Raw genomic sequence first — 18371 nt, 5'->3', positions numbered from 1 at the left:
TCAAACTCCGGCCTGCCATGCACGCCCTCTCGCCGCACCGGGCGCGGACCCGAGTACATCCCGTAGTACGAGGGCCGGCGCCCGGCACGCCGGGAGCACGCACCCGACGCCGCGGGGCCCGCCCTCCGGGCCGACGACGGGAGTTCGACGACAGGCCCTGGGGCTCACTCGGGGGCGGCCCGCATCCGGAGCTCCTCCGGGAGCAGGCCGCCGTCGGCCCGGGCCGACCAGCGCTGGTACCACCGGCAGCCGGGTGCGGTGCAGCGCCAGTAGTGATCCACGTAGTGGTGTTCCCCCCTGTCCGCCCGGACCGCCGCCTTCTCGGCGGCGTCGAGCCTGCGGAACTCCTGCCCGCCGCGGCAGGTCGGACAGTGCTTGTGCCTGAAGAACATCAGCCCCTCCTCGCGATCACCGCCAGGTCCGGGAAGTCGGTCACCACCGCGTCGACCCCCAGTCGGTAGTACAGCGCGTACTCCGCGAACGCGTCCCCGAAATCGGCCGCTCCGGTGCCGCGCCGGAAGTCCGCCGGGAGGAACTGGTTCTCCGCGCGGAAGGTGTACGGGCCGATCCGCAGCCCCGCCGCGTGGGCGTCGGCGACCAGGGAGGTGGGCGTGCCCAGGCGGCCCTCCGGCGTCAGGGGCAGCAGGGACGTCCGGTCCGGCCCGATCCAGTCCGCGTACCGCGCGATTCGCGCCAGGCCCGCCGGGGTCATCATGTCCCGGTACGTCGTCGGGTCCCCGGAGGAGACCAGGTCGTACGGCCCGCCCGTGGTGCCCAGCGCCTGCCACAGCGGCACGCCCAGCCGCTCGGCGGCGATCCGCTCCAGGCTCGTCGGCTCGAAGGACTGCACCACGCACTCCCGCGGCCCCAGCCGGTTGCGGCGGACCGCCTCCGCCAGCCGCGGCTCCAGCGCCAGGCCGATCGAGCGGAAGTACGTCGGGTGCTTGGTCTCCGGGAAGACCGCGACCGTACGGCCGTGCGTCCGTGACAGCCGCCGCGCCAGGTCCACCACCTCCTGGAAGGTCAGGACCGGCTCGCGGCCGTCGAAGACGGTGTTGCGGTCGCGGACCCGCGGCAGGCGCTCCACCGCCCGCAGCGTCCTCAGCTCCGCCAGCGTGAAGTCCTCCGTGAACCAGCCGGTCACCGGCCGGCCGTCCACCTCCTTGGTGGTGCGGCGGCCGGCGAACTCCGGGTGACGGGCCACGTCCGTCGTCTGGGAGATCTCGTTCTCGTGCCGCACCACCAGCACGTGGTCCTTCGTCGGCACCAGATCCGGCTCGATCCAGTCGGCGCCCGTCTGCACGGCGTACGCGTAGGAGGCCGCCGTGTGCTCCGGGCGCCAGCCGGCCGCGCCGCGGTGGCCTATCACCAGCGGGACCCGCCGCCCGTCCGGTCGCCCGGCCGCCGCGGCCGGCAGCGCGGCGGACACCGGGGCGGCGGCCGCCGCGAGCAGGAGGGATCTGCGTCCGGGACGCATACGGCTTCCTTTCGTCGGTGTTCAGGGACGGGCCCGGTCCCGCGCCTGCGCCAGGCGGGCCAGGTGCTCCTCGTAGCCCTTCGCGTAGAACGCGGCGCGGTCCGGGTCCGGCTCGACGACCGCCGTCGGCCGGGTCCACGCCCGCGCGTCCAGCGCCACCCCGTACCGCTCGGCCGCCGCGAGCACCGCGCCCCGCGCGCCCACCTCGCCCCCGGCCACCCGCAGCGGCCGGCCCAGCACGTCGGCCAGCAGCCGCATCCAGACCGGGGAGCGGGTGCCGCCGCCGCACACGGCCAGGGCCCCGTCGAGTCCCGCCGCCTCCAGGCAGTGCCGGGCGGCGTAGCCGATGCCCTCGCAGGTGGCGCGGATCAGGTCGCCCTTGGTCGACTCCAGGCAGACACCGGTGAGTTCGGCGCGCAGCCGCGGCTCGACGAAGGGGGCGCGCTCGCCGGACGGCGCGAAGTAGGGCAGCACCCGCACGCCGCGCGCGCCCGGCGGGGTGTCCGCCAGCAGCCCGTCGACCTCCCGGTGGGGCACGCCTGTGGTGGACAGGACCCAGTCCAGGGCCGCCGTGCCGACCATCGCGGGCATGGCGCGCAGCCAGTGACCGGGACGGTCGGTGGAGATGTACAGCCCGGCCGGTTCGCCGCCCAGGTCCAGCTCGGTCGTGGCGACCAGGGCGGCCAGGCAGGTGCCGACGATCAGCAGCCCGTCGCCGGGGGCCGTCACCCCGGCGCCGAGCGCGCAGGCCGGCAGGTCGTAGGGGCCGTTCGCGATCGGCGTGCCGGCCGGCAGGCCCTCGCCGCGTGCCCCGGCCGTCGCGACGGGATCGCTCACCGGGGCGAGCAGCCGGCGGCGGTGGGCGAGGCCGAGCAGCTCCACCACCCGGTCGTCGTAGGCCCGTGTGCGCGGGTCCAGGAACGGCATCGACGCGTCCGACACGTCCGTCGCCGCCGGAGCCCCGGTCAGCCGCCGGAACACCATGTCCTTGCAGTACAGGGCGGTGGCGGCGGTGTCGAGGGACTTCGGCTCGTGCCGGTCGAACCAGGCCAGCAGCGGGCCCGGGGAGCCGGGGAACATGGCGCCGCCGGTGCGCCGGAACACCGTCTCGAAGGTGCCGTCCGCCATCCACCGGCCGAGCAGTTCGTGCGCCCGCCCGTCCATCCAGGAGGCCGCCGGCCGCACCGGGCGGCCCTCGGCGTCCACCAGCCACACCCCGTCGCCCTGCCCGGTGAGCCCGGCCAGCTCCACCGGCTCCGGTACCCGCCGCGTCAGCTCCTCCAGAACGGCGACGACCGCCGCGTACACCTCCTCCATGTCCTGCTCGACGAACCCGCCGCGCAGCGCGAGACGCAGCGGACGCGCGGCGACGGCCCGCTCGCGGCCCGTGCCGTCGAAGGCCGCCGCCTTGACCATGGACGTGCCCACATCGATACCGACGTACATGACGGACTCCTCAGGGCTGCTACGACTGCCGCGGCGCTCGGGGCCCTCGCGGCGCTCAGGCCAGGCAGTGCGCCGGCGGCTCCCCGCGCACCCAGCGCCCCACCTCCCGCGCGGCGATCCGCGCCGCCTTCTCCGCCACCGCGCGGCTCGCCCCGCCCAGGTGCGGGGTGAGCACCACGCGATCGGCGAGCGCGAACAGCCGGGACACCGCCGGGAGCGGCTCGCGCGCGTAGGTGTCGAGGGCCGCCGCCGACACCTGCCCGCTCTCCAGCGCGTCGCACAGCGCCTCCTCGTCCAGCAGCGGGCCGCGGGCGGCGTTCACCACCACCGCCCCGCGCGGCAGCAGGGCGAGTTCGCGGGCGCCGATCAGGCCGCGGGTCTCGTCGGTGAGGCGGGCGTGCAGGGTGATCACCCGGGAGTCGCGCAGCAGGTCGTCCAGCGAGGTCGCGCGCAGGCCGTGGATGTCGCCGCGCACGTACGGGTCGTACACCGTCACCCGCGCGCCGAAGGCGCCCAGCACGCGCGCCACCCTGCTGCCGACGGCCCCGTAGCCGACCAGTCCGACGGGCAGGTCCTCCAGCTCCAGACCGCTGTGCTCGTACGTGTAGTAGGCGGCCCCCTCCCAGCTCCGCCGCCGGGCCAGCAGCTCGTGGGCCTGCGGCAGGCGGCGCAGGGCCGCGAGCATCAGGGCGAGGGTGAACTCGGCGGTGGCGGCGGCGTTGCGGCCCGGGGCGAAGCACACCCGCACGCCGCGGTCCCGGGCCGCCTCCAGGTTCACGTTGACCGGGCCGCCCCGGCAGACCACCACCAGCCGCAGGTCCGGGCGGGCCGCCAGGACGCGTTCGGTGACCGGGCCCATCTGCGTGACCAGCACCCGCGCCCCGGCCAACGCCTCGATCAGCTCGTCCTCGGCGTCACTGGCCTCCTGCACCTCGGCCACCGGCCCGAACGGTTCCAGGGGCCACCCCAGGGTCAGCTCCCGCACCTCGCAGGGCTGTTCGCGCAGTTCGCGGCGGACCGCGCGGGCGATCAGCGAGGGCAGGACGAAGTGGTCGCCGGCGGCCACCACCGATAACGGATCGGTCATCGCAGCGAGTCTCCCGTCTCGGCGTCGAAGACATGGGTGCGGTCGGGGTCGGCGGTGACGCGGACCCGTTCGTCGTGCGCGAGGCGTACCCGGGGGGCGGTCAGGGCGACGACGTGCCGTTCGACGCCGTCGAGGGCGAGGGTCGCGATGCCCGCCTCCAGCAGCGGCTCGTGGGCGACGACCCGGGCGGGCAGGCCGTCCTCGCCGGTGAGCCCCAGGTCCTCCGGCCGGATCCCGGCCACGACCTCGCGGCCCTCGCGGACCGCCACCGGCAGCGCGATCCGCACGGTGCCGGAGAGCCGGGCGTGCCCGTCGCCGTCCGCCACCCCGGGCAGCAGGTTGATCGCGGGCTCGCCGACGAAGTCCGCGACGAAGACGTCGGCCGGGCTGTCGTAGATCTCGTAGGGGGTGCCGAGCTGCCGGATGACGCCGTCCTTCATGACGGCGATCCGGTCGGCGAGCGAGAGGGCCTCCTCCTGGTCGTGGGTGACGAGGATCGTGGTGTGGCCCAGGTCCCTCTGGATGCGCTTGAGCTCGCGGCGCGTGGTGTCGCGCTCGGCCGCGTCCAGGTGGGAGAGCGGTTCGTCCAGCAGCAGCACGTCCGGTTCGCGGACCAGGGCGCGGGCCAGGGAGACGCGCTGCTTCTGCCCGCTGGACAGACCGGCCGGGCGGGCGTCGAGGAGGCCGGTGAGCCCGACCCGGTCGGCGATGGCGGCGACCTTGCGGTCCACGTTCCCGCGGGTCCTGCGGCCCCGTGCCCTGAGCCCGAACGCCAGGTTCTCCGCGACCGTCAGCGGCGGGTACAGGGCGTAGTTCTCGAAGGCGACCCCGATGTTCCGTTGCTGCGCCGGCCGGTCCACCACCGAGGCCCCGCCGACCAGGATGTCCCCGCCGGTCACGCTCTCCAGCCCGGCGATCATCCGCAGGGTCGTCGACTTGCCGCACCCCGACGGGCCGAGCAGGCCCAGCAGTTCCCCGGAGCGCAGGGCGAGGTCGAGGCCGCGTACGGCGTCCACCGCCGGACGGCCCCGCGCGCGGTAGGTCTTGCGCAGATCACGCAGCTCCAGCTCGGTCATCTCCGCCCTTCGTCGCGCAGACTCGGTAGTCGGCCTGGTGCTCGTCCAGGTCCCGCAGCGCCTCGGGCGACGCCCCGTCGTCCACCAGGAGCAGGTCGAAACGGGACAGCGGCACGACCCGGTGCAGGGCTACCCGGCCCAGCTTGGTGTGGTCGACGAGCAGCACGTTGCGCGCGGCCGAGTCGAGCATCGCCCGCTTCACCGACACGATGTGCTGCTCCTGGTGGTAGGCGTAGCCGCCGTGCACGGCCGACGTCGACGCGAAGCACACGTCCACCCGCAGCTGCCCGATCGCCTCCACGCACGACACCCCGAGGAAGGAGGAGTGCAGCGGGTCGTAGTCGCCGCCGAGCGCCATCAGGTGGATGCCCCGCTGGTCCGACAGCAGGTTGATCGCCTCCAGGAAGTTGGTGACGACCGTGAGCGGGGTGATCCCGCCCAGGCGCAGCCTGCGGGCTATCTCCAGCGCCGAGGTCGAGTCGTCCAGCATGACCGCCATCCCGGGCTCGATGAGCCGCATCGCCTCCCCGGCGACGGCGGCCTTCTCGGCCCGCATGGTCTTCAGCCGGTACTGCACGTTCGACTCGAAGACACCCGACGGCTGCGCGGTCACCCCGCCGCGGAACTTCCTCACGATGCCCTGCCGTTCGAGCTCGTCGAGGTCCCGGTGAATGGTCATCAGGCTCACCCCGAACCGCTCGGCGAGCTCCGCCGCCGTCGCCGACCCCTCGGCCAGCACCTGCTCGGCCAGGGCGGCCTGCCGGGCCGCGGGTCCCCGCTGTGCACCACTGCTGCTCATCACGCGCTCTTCTCGATCCGTCGTCCTGGGCGCTTCGGCCGGTCGGCCTCGAACAGCAGCAGGTTCTCAGGCCGCACCACGAGCCGTACCGGATCGTCGGGCCGCAGGCGGGCCGCGTCGGCGCGCGGGGCGACCAGCGACACGTGCCGCTCCCCCTCGCCGAGCCGGACGGTGACCTCCACGGACCGGCCGAGCACCTCGGTGACGTACACCCTGCCGGTCAGCGCGTGGCCCTCGCCGTGCAGCGCGATGTCCCGGGGCCGTACGCCGACCAGGACCTCGGTGCCGACCGGCGCCCGGGCGCGCAGCGGCAGCTCGGCCCCGCCGTCCGGCCGCACCCCGCTGTCCGTCACCACCCCCGGCAGCAGATTGATCCGGGGCCGCCCGAAGGCCCGCGCGACCTCCGTGTCGCAGGGCCGGTACCAGATCTCCTCCCGGGTGCCGGTCTGCACGATCCGCCCGTCCCGGATGACCCCGATCCGGTCGCCGAGCGCCAGCGCCTCCACCGAGTCGTGGGTGACGTACAGCGTGGTCGTGCGCTGCATCGCGCCGATCGCCTTCAGCTCGGCCCGCATCCGCTGGCGCAGCTTGGCGTCCAGGTGCGAGAGCGGCTCGTCCAGGAGGAAGGCCCGGGCGGGCCGGACCAGCACCCGCCCGAGCGCGACCCGCTGCCGCTGGCCGTTGGACAGCCGGCCCACCGGCCGGTCCAGCAGGCCGCCGATGCCGAGCAGTTCGGCGACCGCGCCGATGCGCTGCCGCGCCTCGGCGGCCGGGAGGCGGTGGCGGGGGGAGCGCAGGGGCGAGGCGAGGTTGTCGTAGGCCGAGCGGTGCGGGTAGAGGGCGTAGCTCTCGAAGCACATCGCCACACCCCGGTCGTACGGCTCGACGCCGCGCATGTCCTTCCCGTCGAGCTCGACCGTGCCCGAGTCGGGCTGTTCGAGCCCGGCGACGGTCTTCAGCGTGGTGGTCTTCCCGGCGCCGGACGGCCCCAGCAGGCAGAAGAACTCGCCCTCGCCGACGTCGAGGTCGAGCCCGTCCAGGGCGGTGGTCCTCCCGTACGTCTTGCGGATCCCGCGCAGCCGGATCACGACTTCACCGCCCCGAACGACAGCCCCCGCACCAGATACCGCTGGATCGTCAGCGCCAGCAGCAGCGGCGGCACGACGGACACCAGCGCGGCGGCGGCCGTGAGGTTGTACTTGGGCCGGTCCCCGCCGAGGAAGGACAGCGCGCCCACGGTCACCGTCTGGGCCTCGCTGGAGGTGAGGATCAGCGGGAAGACGAAGTTGTTCCAGGCGAAGATGAAGGCGAGCAGCGACACGGCCGCGATGCCCGGCTTGACCAGCGGGACGGCCACCCTGAAGAACGCCTGCTTGCGGGTGTAGCCGTCCAGCAGCGCCGCCTGCTCCAGCTCGGGGGTGAGGTCGGCGAAGTACGACCGCATGATCCACACCACCAGGGGCAGCGTGACCAGTTGCAGCACCCACACCATGCCGACGTACGTGTCGAACAGCCCCAGCTTCTGGTACAGCACGAACAGCGGGATGATCACGGTCAGTTCGGGCGCGAAGCGGAACGACAGCAGCGTGAACATCAGGTTCTCCGAGCCCTTGAACCGCCACCGCGCCGAGGCGTACGCCGCCGGCAGCCCGACCACCAGCGACAGCGCCACCGCCCCCACCGACACCACCAGGCTGTTGGCGAAGAACCGCACGAAGGGGACGCCCTCGCTGTCGCCGAGCACCGTCCGGTACCCGTCGAGGGTCGGCGAGAAGGAGAAGTACGTGCTGAAGAGCTGGTTCGCGGGCTTCAGCGACAGGATCACCATCCAGGCGACCGGGAACAGCGCGAAGACGAAGTACAGGACGAGGGCGGCGTCCGCGAGCCACCCGAGCACACGCTTCCTCACCGGGACACCTCCGCGGCCCGCCGCTGGATCCGCCCGAGGTGCCGCACCAGCACCGCCGCGGCGAGGTACACCACGGCCCACAGCACGATCGTGTAGCTGATGCCGAAGGAGTAGCGCTGGAAGCGGATCGCCTCCAGGTACGCCCGGATCTGCAGGACGACGGTCGAGTCACCGGGTCCGCCCTCGGTGAGGGCGTAGATGATGTCGAACACCTTCAGCGAGTCCATGAACCGGAAGATCACCGCGACCAGCACGTACGGCCACAGCATCGGCAGGGTCAGCCGCCGCAGGGTGTACCACCGGCCCGCGCCGTCCACGGCCGCCGCCTCGAAGGGCGAGACCGGCAGCGAGCGCAGCCCGGCCAGGGCCAGGATCGCCACGAACGGCGTGTACACCCACACGTCCACGGCGATGGACGACAGCAGGGCCCCGGCCGGCGTGTCCGTCCACTGCACGTCACCGAGCCCGAAGGGTCCGAGCAGGTGGTTCACCACCCCGACCGACGGCTGGAGCATCAGCTTCCACATGATCGCGGCGATGACCGGCGCGATCATCAGCGGCAGGATCAGGATCTTCTCCAGGACCCGGCCGACGAGGCTGGAACGGTGCAGCAGCAGCGCGACGGCCACGCCGAGCACGGTCTCGGCGGCGGCGGCCCCGACCGCGTACAGCACGGTCACCCAGGCCGAGTTCCAGAACGCCTCCTCGGTGAAGACGGCCTGGTAGTTCTCGAACCGCACCATGTCGGGCTGCGGTTTGCTCGCCGAGAAGTCGAACAGCGTGTAGTACAGCCCGAGCCCGAAGGGATAGAGGATCCCGCAGGTCAGCAGCAGGGCGGGGACGATCAGGAGGTACGGGCGCAGCGCGAGCCGCATCACCGGCCCACCTTGCGGGCGAGGTCGTCCGCCAGCCCGTCCAGCACCGGCCCGGCGTCCTTGCCGCCGTAGATCTCCTGGAGCGCCGCGGCCCAGCTCGTCGTCGCGTCGAAGAACTGCGCCTGCGGGGTGAACTGGATCCTCGTCCGGTCGACGACCCTCTCGAAGGTCTCCAGGAAGCCGGGCAGGTGACGCACCTTGTCCCGGTAGGCGGCGTCCTCGGCGACCGACCTGCGCACCGGGTCGATGTGGTGGTGGGTGATCGCGCCCTTGCGCAGGTGCTCCTTGCCGGTCGCCCACTGCAGGAACAGCCAGCCGGCGCTCTTGCGCCTGCTCCTGGCGTTCATGCCGAGCGACCAGATCCACATGTTGGTGGCGAGCGACCCGTCCGGCCCCTTCGGCCCTGGATGGAAGGCGATCTTCCCCGAGGCCGGGCTGGCACCCTTCACCGCCTGGAAATAGGCGGCCGTGTCCGCGTCGAACATCATCCCGGCCTTCTTCGCGCCGAGGTCGCTGGAGCACTGGTACCAGGTGTACGACGTCCAGGACGGCGGCCCGCCCCGCCTGACCATCCGCGCCCAGTCCTCGGTGAAGGCGACGGCCTCGGGGCTGTTCATGGCCGGTGTGAGCTTCTCGCCGTCGACCGTGAAGTCCTTCAGCCCGTTGCGGGCGTACATCGTCATGAAGCCGGGGTGGATGGTGGCCCAGCTCCGCGACCCCCGTACGGCGATCCCGTACATGCCGTCGAATCCGGCGCCCGGCGCCTTGCGCTTGACGACCGCGGCGAGTTCGGCCAGCTCGTCGAAGGTCTCGGCGGGTTTCAGCCCGAGCTTGCCGAACACCTCGGTGTTGTAGGCGACGACGTTCGTCTCCCAGCCCCAGGGCAGCGCGTACTGGCCGCCCCGCCCGAGCGGCGCGCCCGCCTTCAGCGACCACTGGCCGGCCTGGAGCAGGTTCGGGAAGAAGTCGGCCCGGTCCCAGTCGCCGGCCGTGGCCGAGGGGTTGCGCATCCAGGGGCCCAGGTCCTCCAGCCAGCCCGGCGGGCCGTACTGCCAGACCATGTACGCCCCGAGCATGAACACGTCGTAGGAGGCGCGCCCGCTGGACAGGTCCACGGTGAGCTTGTCGAAGTAGTTGTCCTCGGGGAAGACGTCGTACTCGACCTCGATACCGGTCTTCTCGGTGAACGACTTCAGGTCGGCGAGGAGCGCGTCCGTGTACGGGTGCTTGTTCAGCAGCGCCTTGACGGTGGTGCCCTTCTCGCGCTTCCAGTCGAAGGAGCCGGTGACGTCGTCGGCGGCCGAGCCGTCGCTCGTGTCGCCGCCCCCGCCGAATCCGGCGCCGCAGGCGGTCAGCAGCGGGGCGGCGGCTGCCGCGGCGGTCAGGGCGAGGAAGCGCCGGCGGTCGTGCGCGTGCGTGTCCATCCGTGACCTCCGTCGGTCCCGTCGGGGTTAACACGTCGAATCGACTCGTCAACGAAGGGTGTAACGGGGGAAGTTGGCCGTCAATCCCTCGCGCACCGGAAAATATCGATGCAGAGTGAGAAGTTAACAGGCCGGTGTGCGAGACAGGGGAGGCCCGATGCCGGACGACGGCGAGGCGTGGCTGGGGATCGACCTGGGCACGCAGAGCGTGCGCGTGCTGGCCGTCACCGCCGGCGGGGCGGTCCTCGGCGCCGGCTCGGCACCGCTGTCCGGCCGCCGGGACGGGCCGCGGCACGAGCAGGACCCGGACCAGTGGTGGACGGCGCTGTGCGCGGCGTCCCGCTGCGCGCTCCGCCGGGTCGCCGGCGCACGGATCGCGGGGCTCGCGGTGTGCGGCACGTCCGGGACCGTGCTGCTGACGGACCGCACGGGCCGCCCGGTGAGCCCCGCCCTGATGTACGACGACGGGCGTGCGGCGGCCCAGGCGGCCCGGGCGCGGGAGGCCGGGCTCACGGTGCAGGACACCTGGGCACTGCCGAAGGCGCTGTGGCTGCTCGGGGAGTACGGCGGCGGGTCCCGCGCCGCCGGGACGGGCGGCCGGGCGCGCACCGCCCGCCTGCGCCTCGTCCACCAGCCCGACCTGGTCGTCGCCCGCCTCACCGGCGCGCTGCCCCCCGCCGACTCCAGCCACGCCCTCAAGACCGGCTACGACCTGCACCGCGACGCCTGGCCCGAGGCCGCCCTCGCCGGACTGGGCGTCCCCGACGGCCTGCTGCCCCCCGTCGTACGCCCCGGCACCCGGCTCGGCGAGGTCGGCCCGGCCGCCGCCGACGCCACCGGCATCCCCGCCGGCACGCCGGTCGTCGCCGGGATGACCGACGGCTGCGCGGCCCAGATCGCCTCGGGCGCGCTGCGGCCCGGCTCCTGGAACTCGGTGCTCGGCACCACGCTGGTACTCAAGGGCGCCGCCCGCGACCCGGTCCGCGACCCCGGCGGCGTGGTCTACAACCACCGTGCCCCGGACGGCACCTGGCTGCCGGGCGGGGCGTCGGGCGTGGGCGCGGGGGCACTGGCGGCGGCCTTCCCGCGGGCCGACCCGGCCGCCATGGACGCGCGGGCGGCGGCGTACGAGCCGTCCGGCGCGGTCGCCTACCCGCTGGTGTCGCCGGGGGAGCGGTTCCCGTTCCTGGCCCCGGACGCCACGCCCCTCCTGCTCGGCGAACCCGCGGACGACGCCGACCGGTGGGCCGCCCTGCTCCAGGGCGTCGGCCTCGCCGAACGCCTGTGCCTGGACTACCTGCACCACCTCGGCGCCCCCCTGGACGGCCCGCTCGCCTTCACCGGCGGCGCCGCCCGCAGCGCGTACTGGAACCAGCTGCGCGCCGACATCCTCGGCCGCCCGGCGCACGTCCCCGAACAGACCGAACCGGCACTGGGCATGGCCGCGCTGGCCGCCCACGGCACGGGCGCGGCCCCGACCCTGGCCGGCGCGGCCCGGCGCATGGTCCGCACGCGTGCCGTCCTCGCCCCCCGCCCCGACCGCACGGCCCGCTTCGCCGAACCGTACGCCCGCCTCCTCGACGCCCTGGAGGCACACGGCTGGCTCCCGGGGCCCGTCGCCGCGCACGCGCGCGCCCGTCTGGACCGGGATACTGCGGGACCATGACCACGACCCTCCTGCTGGCCCGGCACGGGCAGACCGTCTGGCACGCCGAGAACCGCTACGCCGGGGTCAGCGACATCGCCCTCACCGACGCCGGCCGCGCCCAGGCCGAGGCGCTGGGCCGCTGGGCCGCCGCCCACCCCGTCGACGCCGTCTGGACCTCGCCGCTGTCCCGGGCGGCCGCCACCGCCGAACCCGCCTGCCGCGCCCTCGGGCTCACCGCGCACCGCGAACCCGGCCTGCGCGAATGCGACTTCGGGGTGCTGGAGGGCCGGACCCTCGCCGAGTTCGCCGCCGAGGACCCGCGGCGGGCGGCGGCCTTCCGCGCCGACCCGGTGGCACACCCCTTCCCGCGGGCCGAGGACCCGACCCGGGCCGCCGCCCGGGGCACCGCCGCCCTGCGCCGCATCGCCTCCGCGCACCCCGGCGGGCGGGTCCTCGTCGTCGCCCACAACACCCTGCTGCGGCTGGTGCTGTGCACGCTGCTGTCGATCCCCGTCCGGGAATACCGCAGGGTCTTCCCGCGGCTGCGCAACGCGGCCGTCAGCGAACTGCGCCTGGAGCGCGCGGGATCCGCGGCGCTCCTGTCGCTCAACGTGCCGTGCGGGCCGGACCTGCCCTAGGGTCTGTCGTCGAACTCCCGTCGTCCGCCCGGAGGGCGGGCCCCGCGGCGTCGGGTGCGTGCTCTCGGCGTGCCGGGCGCGGGCCCTCGTACTGGATATGTACTCGGGTCTGCGCCCGGTGCGGCGAGAGTGCGTGCAGGGCGTCGCGGGGCAGGCGGGAGTTCGACGACAGACCCTAGCCCCGCGGGCACCCGCGGGGAGCAGGGCGCCGGCCGGGTCCGCCGCAACCGCGAAGGACCCCCGCGCGTCACGTCCTCGCGGGGGTCCTCCGTTCTGCGCCCGCCTGCGTGAAGGGTGAGAAGACGATCACGGGGCGGGACGGGCGGAGCGCCGTTACGGCGCGAGCAGCAGCACGTCCGCGCGGGACTTGGCGGCCTGGTAGCGGCGTGCCACGTCCTGCCAGTTGACGACCTGCCACATCGCCTCGATGAAGTCCACCTTCTGGTTGCGGTACTGCAGGTAGAAGGCGTGCTCCCAGGCGTCGAAGACCAGGATCGGCGTCGAGCCCTGGCCGACGTTGCCCTGGTGGTCGTAGACCTGCTCCACGATCAGCCGCCCGCTGAGCGGCTCGTGGGCGAGCACGCCCCAGCCGGAGCCCTGCGTGGTGGCCGCGGCCTTGGACAGCTGCGCCTTGAAGCGCGCGAACGAGCCGAAGGACTCGGTGATCGCGTCGGCCAGCTCGCCCACGCCGTCCTGCTCCAGGGGCTCACCGCCGCCGTCCTTCGGACCGGTCATGTTCTGCCAGTAGATCGAGTGCAGGATGTGCCCGGACAGGTGGAACGCCAGGTTCTTCTCCAGGCCGTTGATCGAGCCCCACTGCTCCTTGTCCCGCGCCTCGGCCAGCTGCTCCAGCGTGTCGTTGGCGCCCTTCACGTAGGCCGCGTGGTGCTTGTCGTGGTGCAGCTCGATGATCTCGGGGCTGATCACGGGAGCGAGCGCGGAGTAGTCGTAGGGCAGGTCGGGCAGCGTGTAGACGGGCATGGCGGGTCCCCTCCGAACCTCTTATTGCAAAAGGCTTGCAACTGCACGTTAGCAGCAGGAGAGTGCCGACGGGTGCCCGAGGTGCGCACGGATCCGGGGCGGGCACGAAGAAGCCCCCGCGTGTGTCACGCGGGGGCTCCGGCCGGGCGGGGACGGGTCAGCGACCGGCGCGCACCCTCTGCCACCCGTAACCGACCGCCGCCAGGAACAGCGTCATGCCGCCCGTCGAGTACAGCTGCACGCGGGTGTCCGGCTCCCGGGCCATCAGGACGAAGACACCGGCCATGCCGGCCAGCGCCACCCACGTCAGCCACGGGAACGCCCACATCCGCACGACCAGCTTCCCGGGCGCCTCCCGTTCCAGGCGGCGGCGCAGCCTGAGCTGCGAGACGGCGATGAAGATCCAGACGACCAGGATCACCGCGCCGATCATGTTCAGCAGCCAGGAGAAGACGTCGTTCGGACGCCAGTAGCTCAGCAGCACGCACAGGAAGCCGAAGACGCAGGAGGCGAGGACGGCGACCCGCGGCACCCCGCCCGAGACCCGGCCCAGCGCCTTCGGGCCCTGCCCGCGCTCCACCAGCGAGTACGCGATGCGCGAGGCGCCGTAGACGTTGGCGTTCATCGCCGACAGCAGCGCCACCAGCACGACGACGTTCATCAGCTGCCCGGCGCCCGGGATGCCGAGCTCGTCCAGGGCGGCCACGTACGGGCCCTTCTCGACGACCGCCGCGGAGTCCCACGGGACGAGGGTGACGATGACCGCCATCGACCCGACGTAGAACACCGCGATGCGCCACATCGCCGTCCGCACCGCGCTCGCCACGCCCTTGACCGGGTCCTCCGACTCGGCCGCCGCGATGGTGACCGTCTCCAGGCCGCCGTAGGCGAACACCGAGGCGAGCAGGCCGATGACCAGGCCCTCGCCGCCGTTGGGCAGGAAGTCGGTGAGGTGCGAGGCGCCCGGGGAGTCCGTGCCGGGCAGGAGGCCCGCGACCGCCAGCACGCCGAGCACCAGGAACAGCGTGATCGCGCCGACCTTCAGCGCGGCGAACCAGAACTCGAACTCGCCGAAGTTCTTCACGGCGGCGAGGTTCGCGCCGCAGAAGACCACCATGAACAGCGCCACCCACGCCCACTCGGGCGTGCCCGGCAGCCAGCCGGTCACGATCTTCGCGGCGCCGATGCCCTCCAGGCCGACCGCCGTGCACAGCAGCACCCAGAACGACCAGCCCGCGGTGAAGCCCGCCCAGGGCCCGATCGCCCGCTCCGCGTGCGCGGAGAACGAACCGGACGACGGATACGCGGCCGACATCTCGCCCAGCATCCGCATCACCAGCATCACCAGGAGGCCGGAGAGGGCGTAGGCGAGGACGATCGACGGTCCCGCGGCGGCGATGCCCGCGCCGGAGCCGACGAACAGGCCGGCGCCGATCACCCCGCCGAGGGCGATCATCGACAGGTGGCGCTGCTTGAGGCCGTGCGACAGGGAGACGCCGTCCCGTGTCGCCGGTGTCTCGGTCTCTGGGGTGGTGCTGGGCATGGGCGCGGCTCGTCCAGTGCGTAGAGGACAAAAACGCCCACAGTCTGGGACGTCTCCCCGCCGGAACGGAGAGGTGTCCCAGCATGCGGACGGCGGTCGTTCGCAGCGTGACCGACCGGTTACGCGGAGGCCGGACCGGCGGGCCGGACGGGGCCGTGCCCCGCCCGCACCGGACGGCGGCCGAGGGGCGAGAGGCGGCCACGATCCACTGGGACGTCTTTGGCGAATCCCTACAGACGGCCCCGGCCCGCCCCGTGTAGCGCACACCACGCCACCTCCGTGACGACCGTCACGCTCTTTCCCGTGTCGTCCGCGCGCTTTGTGCGAAGCTCACCAAGCGCCCGTTCGAGCCTTTGTCGAGCGCTGACGGTGATCGGTGCGAACCCGCTGGGATAGCGTCACCGTGTCCCGACATGTCCTCATCACCCGCGGAGTCCCCATGAGCAGCGCTGCCGCCGCCCCCGCCCGTACCGGCCAGGTCCTCGCCGACCTGGTCCCCTCCTCCCGCGTCCGCGACGTCGCGCTCGTGCTCGGCGGCGCCGTGCTCACCGGCCTCGCCGCCCAGCTCTCCGTGCCGGTGCCCGGCTCCCCGGTGCCGGTGACCGGCCAGACCTTCGCCGCCCTGCTGGTCGGCACCACCCTCGGCGCGGGCCGCGGCTTCCTCTCGCTCGCGCTGTACGCGCTGGCCGGCATGGCGGGCGTGCCGTGGTTCGCGGGCGGTGCCTCCGGCGCCGCCGCCCCCTCCCTCGGCTACGTCTTCGGCATGATCCTGGCCTCCGTCGTGGTGGGCGCCCTGGCCCGGCGCGGCGCCGACCGCTCGGTGTGGCGCACGGCGGGCGCCATGGTGCTCGGCGAGGCGGTCATCTACGCCGTCGGCGTGCCGTACCTGGCCCTGGCCACCGGCATGTCCGCCTCCGCCGCGATCGCGGCCGGCCTCACCCCGTTCCTGATCGGCGACGCCCTCAAGGCAGCCCTGGCGATGGGCGCACTGCCCACCGCCTGGAAGCTCGTCGGCAAGCGGTGACCTGACGGCCCAGGACAGGCAGGTGCCGCACAGGAGGCTCGCCGGGGCGACTTGAGCCCGGCGGGCCTTCGGCACATCCCGGGGTCGTGCAGCCCTTCGGCCCGGCCCCTCGCGTCGTGCAGCCCACCCGCCCGGTCGCCCGGGGTCGTGCAGCCCTTCCGCCCGGCCGCCCGCCCCGGACGCGAAGTCCACGCGCGGCCGGGCGCCCGCGGGGCGAGCGGCGCCCCGCCCGGGTGGCCGACCCGGACGACGCCCGGCGGGCCGTCCGTCTCCGGTCCGGGACGGCACCTCGGTGATCTTGGTCAGGTCCGGCTCGGCCGGCACCGCGCTGTCCCCGTGGGAGGCGTGCGGGAAGCCGGGTCGCCGGGGAAGGTGCGGCTCCCGCCGTACGGCGGCTCCCGAGGCGAGCGCGCGAGCACCGGCCCGCTCTCCCGCGGCGGCGCCACGGGACGGGGCCGGCGGGCCCGGTGCGGGCGGTCCGCACGAAGACGACGACCGCCCGGGCACGCGCCACCCGCACGCCCGGAGGCGTCCCCGGCCCGCCCGCCGGGCTTCCCGCACGCGCAGGGGCCCCGGGGGGGGCCCCCCCCCCCCGGGCCCCCCCCGCCCCCCCCCGCCCCCCCCCGCCCCCCCGCGCCCCCGCCCCCGCCCCCGGCCCCCCGCCCCGCGGCTAGCCCCCCCCCGCCGGGCCCCCGGTCCGCAAACCGCCCCACGGGCCCCTCGCGTCACGCCGGCCCCTCGCGCCGGCCGCGGACTCAGCCGGCCGGGACCTCGTCCCGGGCCGCGGCGTCGCCCGCCACCGCCCGGCGGCCGCCGACCTTCTCCTTCACGAAGGCGATGCCCAGCACGATCGCCGCGACGAGCAGCGACAGCAGCACCGTCTTGCGCCCGTCGTGCTCGGTGTCGGTGAGCATGTAGCCGAGGACGAAGACGATCAGCGCGGCCGTCGCCCAGGTCAGGTACGGGTACAGCCACATCCGCACGACCAGCTTCTCGGGCGCCTCCGCCTGGATGATCTTCCGCATCCGCAGCTGCGAGAAGCAGATCACCAGCCAGACGAACAGGGCGACCGCACCGCTGGAGTTGACCAGGAAGAGGAAGACGGAGTCCGGGAACTTGTAGTTGAAGAAGACCGCCACGAAGCCGAAGACCACCGACGCGATGATCGCGGTCCGCGGCACGCCGCTGCCGGTGGTCCGGGCGAACGCCTTCGGGGCGTCACCGCGCTCACCGAGCGAGAAGGCCATGCGCGAGGCGGTGTAGAGGCCGGAGTTGAGGCAGGACAGCACCGAGGTCAGCACGATGAAGTTCATGATCTGACCGGCGTGCGCGATGCCGAGGGTGTCGAGCGCGGCGACGTAGGAGCCCTTCTCGGTGATCTCCTTGCTGTCCCAGGGCAGCAGCGACACGACCACGAGGATCGACCCGAGGTAGAAGACGGCGATGCGCCAGATGATGCTGTTGGTCGACTTGGTCACGGCCCGCTGCGGGTCCTCGGACTCGCCGGCCGCCAGGGTCGCGATCTCGCTGCCCATGAAGGAGAAGACGACCAGCAGCACGCCGGTGAGGATGGCGCCGGGCCCGTTGGGCAGGAAGCCGCCGTGCTCGGTGAGGTTGGACAGCCCCGCCTGCTCGCTGTCGACGCCGGGCAGCACCCCGAACACGGCGAGCCCGCCGATGACGATGAACGCGGCGATGGCGACGACCTTGATCCCGGCGAACCAGAACTCGAACTCGCCGTAGGACCCGACGGAGACGAGGTTGGTGGCGGTCAGCACCACCATCACGATGAGCGCCCAGGCCCACTGCGGAACGGCCGGGACCCATCCCTCGAGGATCACGGCGCCGGCGGTGGCCTCCACCGCGAGCACCACGACCCAGAAGAACCAGTACAGCCAGCCGATGGTGAACCCGGCCCAGGGGCCGAGCGCGCGGTCGGCGTGCGCGGAGAACGACCCGGAGGTCGGGTTGGCGGCGGACATCTCGCCGAGCATCCGCATCACCAGCACCACGAGCGTGCCGACGAGGGCGTACGAGAGCAGGATGCCGGGTCCCGCGGTGGCGATGCCGGAGCTGGACCCGACGAAGAGACCGGCGCCGATGACACCGCCGATGGCGATCATCGACAGATGACGGTTCTTGAGTCCGGCCTGCAGTCCGGAACCGTGCGCTCCGGGGCTGCCGGATCCCTGGGAGCCGCCGGGTTCTCCGGGGCCTCCCTGGCCGCTTCCGGCTGTCTTCAGAGTCGGCTGCGAGGTCATGGAACAGGTTTCCTTTGCGCCGGGGGAGCTGTTTCCCGTACGGGGGTGGTACGGGGGCCCGCACGAGAGGTGTACAAGCGGTGTACGAGCTGGACCAGTGAAACGGAGGCGAAGAAATTCGTGAACCTCTGAATCCATATTGTTACTTGAGGTTTGCCTGAGGTTCTGTAGCGTGCCTCACAC

General features: G+C 73.6%; 16 protein-coding genes. 3 read left to right on the top strand and 13 right to left on the bottom strand.

The window, feature by feature from the left end; genetic code table 11:
- Nucleotides 1-164 precede the first annotated feature (164 nt).
- Genes AB0L29_RS07910 through AB0L29_RS07865 form a run of 10 tightly spaced genes read right to left on the bottom strand, consistent with a single transcriptional unit; the run spans nt 165 to nt 10093 of the window.
- Nucleotides 165-392 carry a hypothetical protein gene (locus AB0L29_RS07910; protein WP_365824486.1) on the bottom strand — a complete coding sequence of 76 codons (228 nt, stop codon included), beginning with the start codon at nt 390-392 and terminating at the stop codon, nt 165-167.
- The gene (locus AB0L29_RS07905) at nt 392-1477 is read right to left on the bottom strand and encodes a glycerophosphodiester phosphodiesterase family protein (RefSeq protein WP_365824484.1); all 1086 of its coding nucleotides are present in this window, start codon (nt 1475-1477) and stop codon (nt 392-394) included. The genes AB0L29_RS07910 and AB0L29_RS07905 overlap by 1 nt, the downstream gene beginning before the upstream one ends.
- A gap of 21 nt (nt 1478-1498) precedes the next feature.
- Complete coding sequence (locus AB0L29_RS07900) at nt 1499-2923, bottom strand: FGGY-family carbohydrate kinase (RefSeq protein WP_365824482.1); 1425 nt, start codon at nt 2921-2923, stop codon at nt 1499-1501.
- A gap of 55 nt (nt 2924-2978) precedes the next feature.
- Nucleotides 2979-4010, bottom strand: a complete 1032-nt coding sequence (locus AB0L29_RS07895) for a 2-hydroxyacid dehydrogenase (RefSeq protein ID WP_365824480.1) — start codon at nt 4008-4010, stop codon at nt 2979-2981.
- On the bottom strand, nt 4007-5086 hold the full coding sequence (locus tag AB0L29_RS07890) for an ABC transporter ATP-binding protein (RefSeq protein WP_365824478.1): 1080 nt from the start codon (nt 5084-5086) through the stop codon (nt 4007-4009). The genes AB0L29_RS07895 and AB0L29_RS07890 overlap by 4 nt, the downstream gene beginning before the upstream one ends.
- On the bottom strand, nt 5064-5885 hold the full coding sequence (locus AB0L29_RS07885; protein ID WP_365824476.1) for a DeoR/GlpR family DNA-binding transcription regulator: 822 nt from the start codon (nt 5883-5885) through the stop codon (nt 5064-5066). The genes AB0L29_RS07890 and AB0L29_RS07885 overlap by 23 nt, the downstream gene beginning before the upstream one ends.
- Complete coding sequence (locus AB0L29_RS07880) at nt 5885-6973, bottom strand: ABC transporter ATP-binding protein (protein ID WP_365824474.1); 1089 nt, start codon at nt 6971-6973, stop codon at nt 5885-5887. Before AB0L29_RS07880 ends, AB0L29_RS07885 begins: the two co-directional genes overlap by 1 nt.
- On the bottom strand, nt 6970-7794 hold the full coding sequence (locus tag AB0L29_RS07875) for a carbohydrate ABC transporter permease (protein WP_365824472.1): 825 nt from the start codon (nt 7792-7794) through the stop codon (nt 6970-6972). The genes AB0L29_RS07880 and AB0L29_RS07875 overlap by 4 nt, the downstream gene beginning before the upstream one ends.
- On the bottom strand, nt 7791-8669 hold the full coding sequence (locus tag AB0L29_RS07870) for a sugar ABC transporter permease (protein ID WP_365824470.1): 879 nt from the start codon (nt 8667-8669) through the stop codon (nt 7791-7793). Before AB0L29_RS07870 ends, AB0L29_RS07875 begins: the two co-directional genes overlap by 4 nt.
- Complete coding sequence (locus tag AB0L29_RS07865; protein WP_365824468.1) at nt 8669-10093, bottom strand: sugar ABC transporter substrate-binding protein; 1425 nt, start codon at nt 10091-10093, stop codon at nt 8669-8671. Before AB0L29_RS07865 ends, AB0L29_RS07870 begins: the two co-directional genes overlap by 1 nt.
- A gap of 157 nt (nt 10094-10250) precedes the next feature.
- Between AB0L29_RS07865 and AB0L29_RS07860 the strand changes: the two genes are divergently transcribed.
- A complete protein-coding gene (locus AB0L29_RS07860) occupies nt 10251-11759 on the top strand; it encodes an FGGY family carbohydrate kinase (RefSeq protein ID WP_365824466.1) in 1509 nt (502 codons plus the stop codon).
- On the top strand, nt 11756-12379 hold the full coding sequence (locus tag AB0L29_RS07855; RefSeq protein WP_365824464.1) for a histidine phosphatase family protein: 624 nt from the start codon (nt 11756-11758) through the stop codon (nt 12377-12379). Before AB0L29_RS07860 ends, AB0L29_RS07855 begins: the two co-directional genes overlap by 4 nt.
- A gap of 333 nt (nt 12380-12712) precedes the next feature.
- On the opposite strand, the gene AB0L29_RS07850 is transcribed toward AB0L29_RS07855, so the two are convergent.
- Nucleotides 12713-13360, bottom strand: a complete 648-nt coding sequence (locus tag AB0L29_RS07850) for a superoxide dismutase (protein WP_365824462.1) — start codon at nt 13358-13360, stop codon at nt 12713-12715.
- A gap of 157 nt (nt 13361-13517) precedes the next feature.
- Complete coding sequence (locus AB0L29_RS07845; RefSeq protein WP_365824460.1) at nt 13518-14903, bottom strand: amino acid permease; 1386 nt, start codon at nt 14901-14903, stop codon at nt 13518-13520.
- A 439-nt stretch (nt 14904-15342) separates the two neighbouring features.
- Here AB0L29_RS07845 and AB0L29_RS07840 point away from each other — a divergent pair, with 439 nt between their 5' ends.
- Nucleotides 15343-15927, top strand: coding sequence for a biotin transporter BioY (locus AB0L29_RS07840; protein ID WP_365824458.1), 585 nt, complete (start codon nt 15343-15345; stop codon nt 15925-15927).
- A 755-nt stretch (nt 15928-16682) separates the two neighbouring features.
- On the opposite strand, the gene AB0L29_RS07835 is transcribed toward AB0L29_RS07840, so the two are convergent.
- On the bottom strand, nt 16683-18188 hold the full coding sequence (locus tag AB0L29_RS07835) for an amino acid permease (protein WP_365824456.1): 1506 nt from the start codon (nt 18186-18188) through the stop codon (nt 16683-16685).
- Between the last annotated feature and the right edge of the window lie 183 nt (nt 18189-18371).

It is taken from the genome of Streptomyces sp. NPDC052701 (assembly GCF_040678355.1).
In the GTDB taxonomy this organism is placed as follows: domain Bacteria; phylum Actinomycetota; class Actinomycetes; order Streptomycetales; family Streptomycetaceae; genus Streptomyces.
This window is presented reverse-complemented; position numbering and strand designations above follow the sequence as displayed.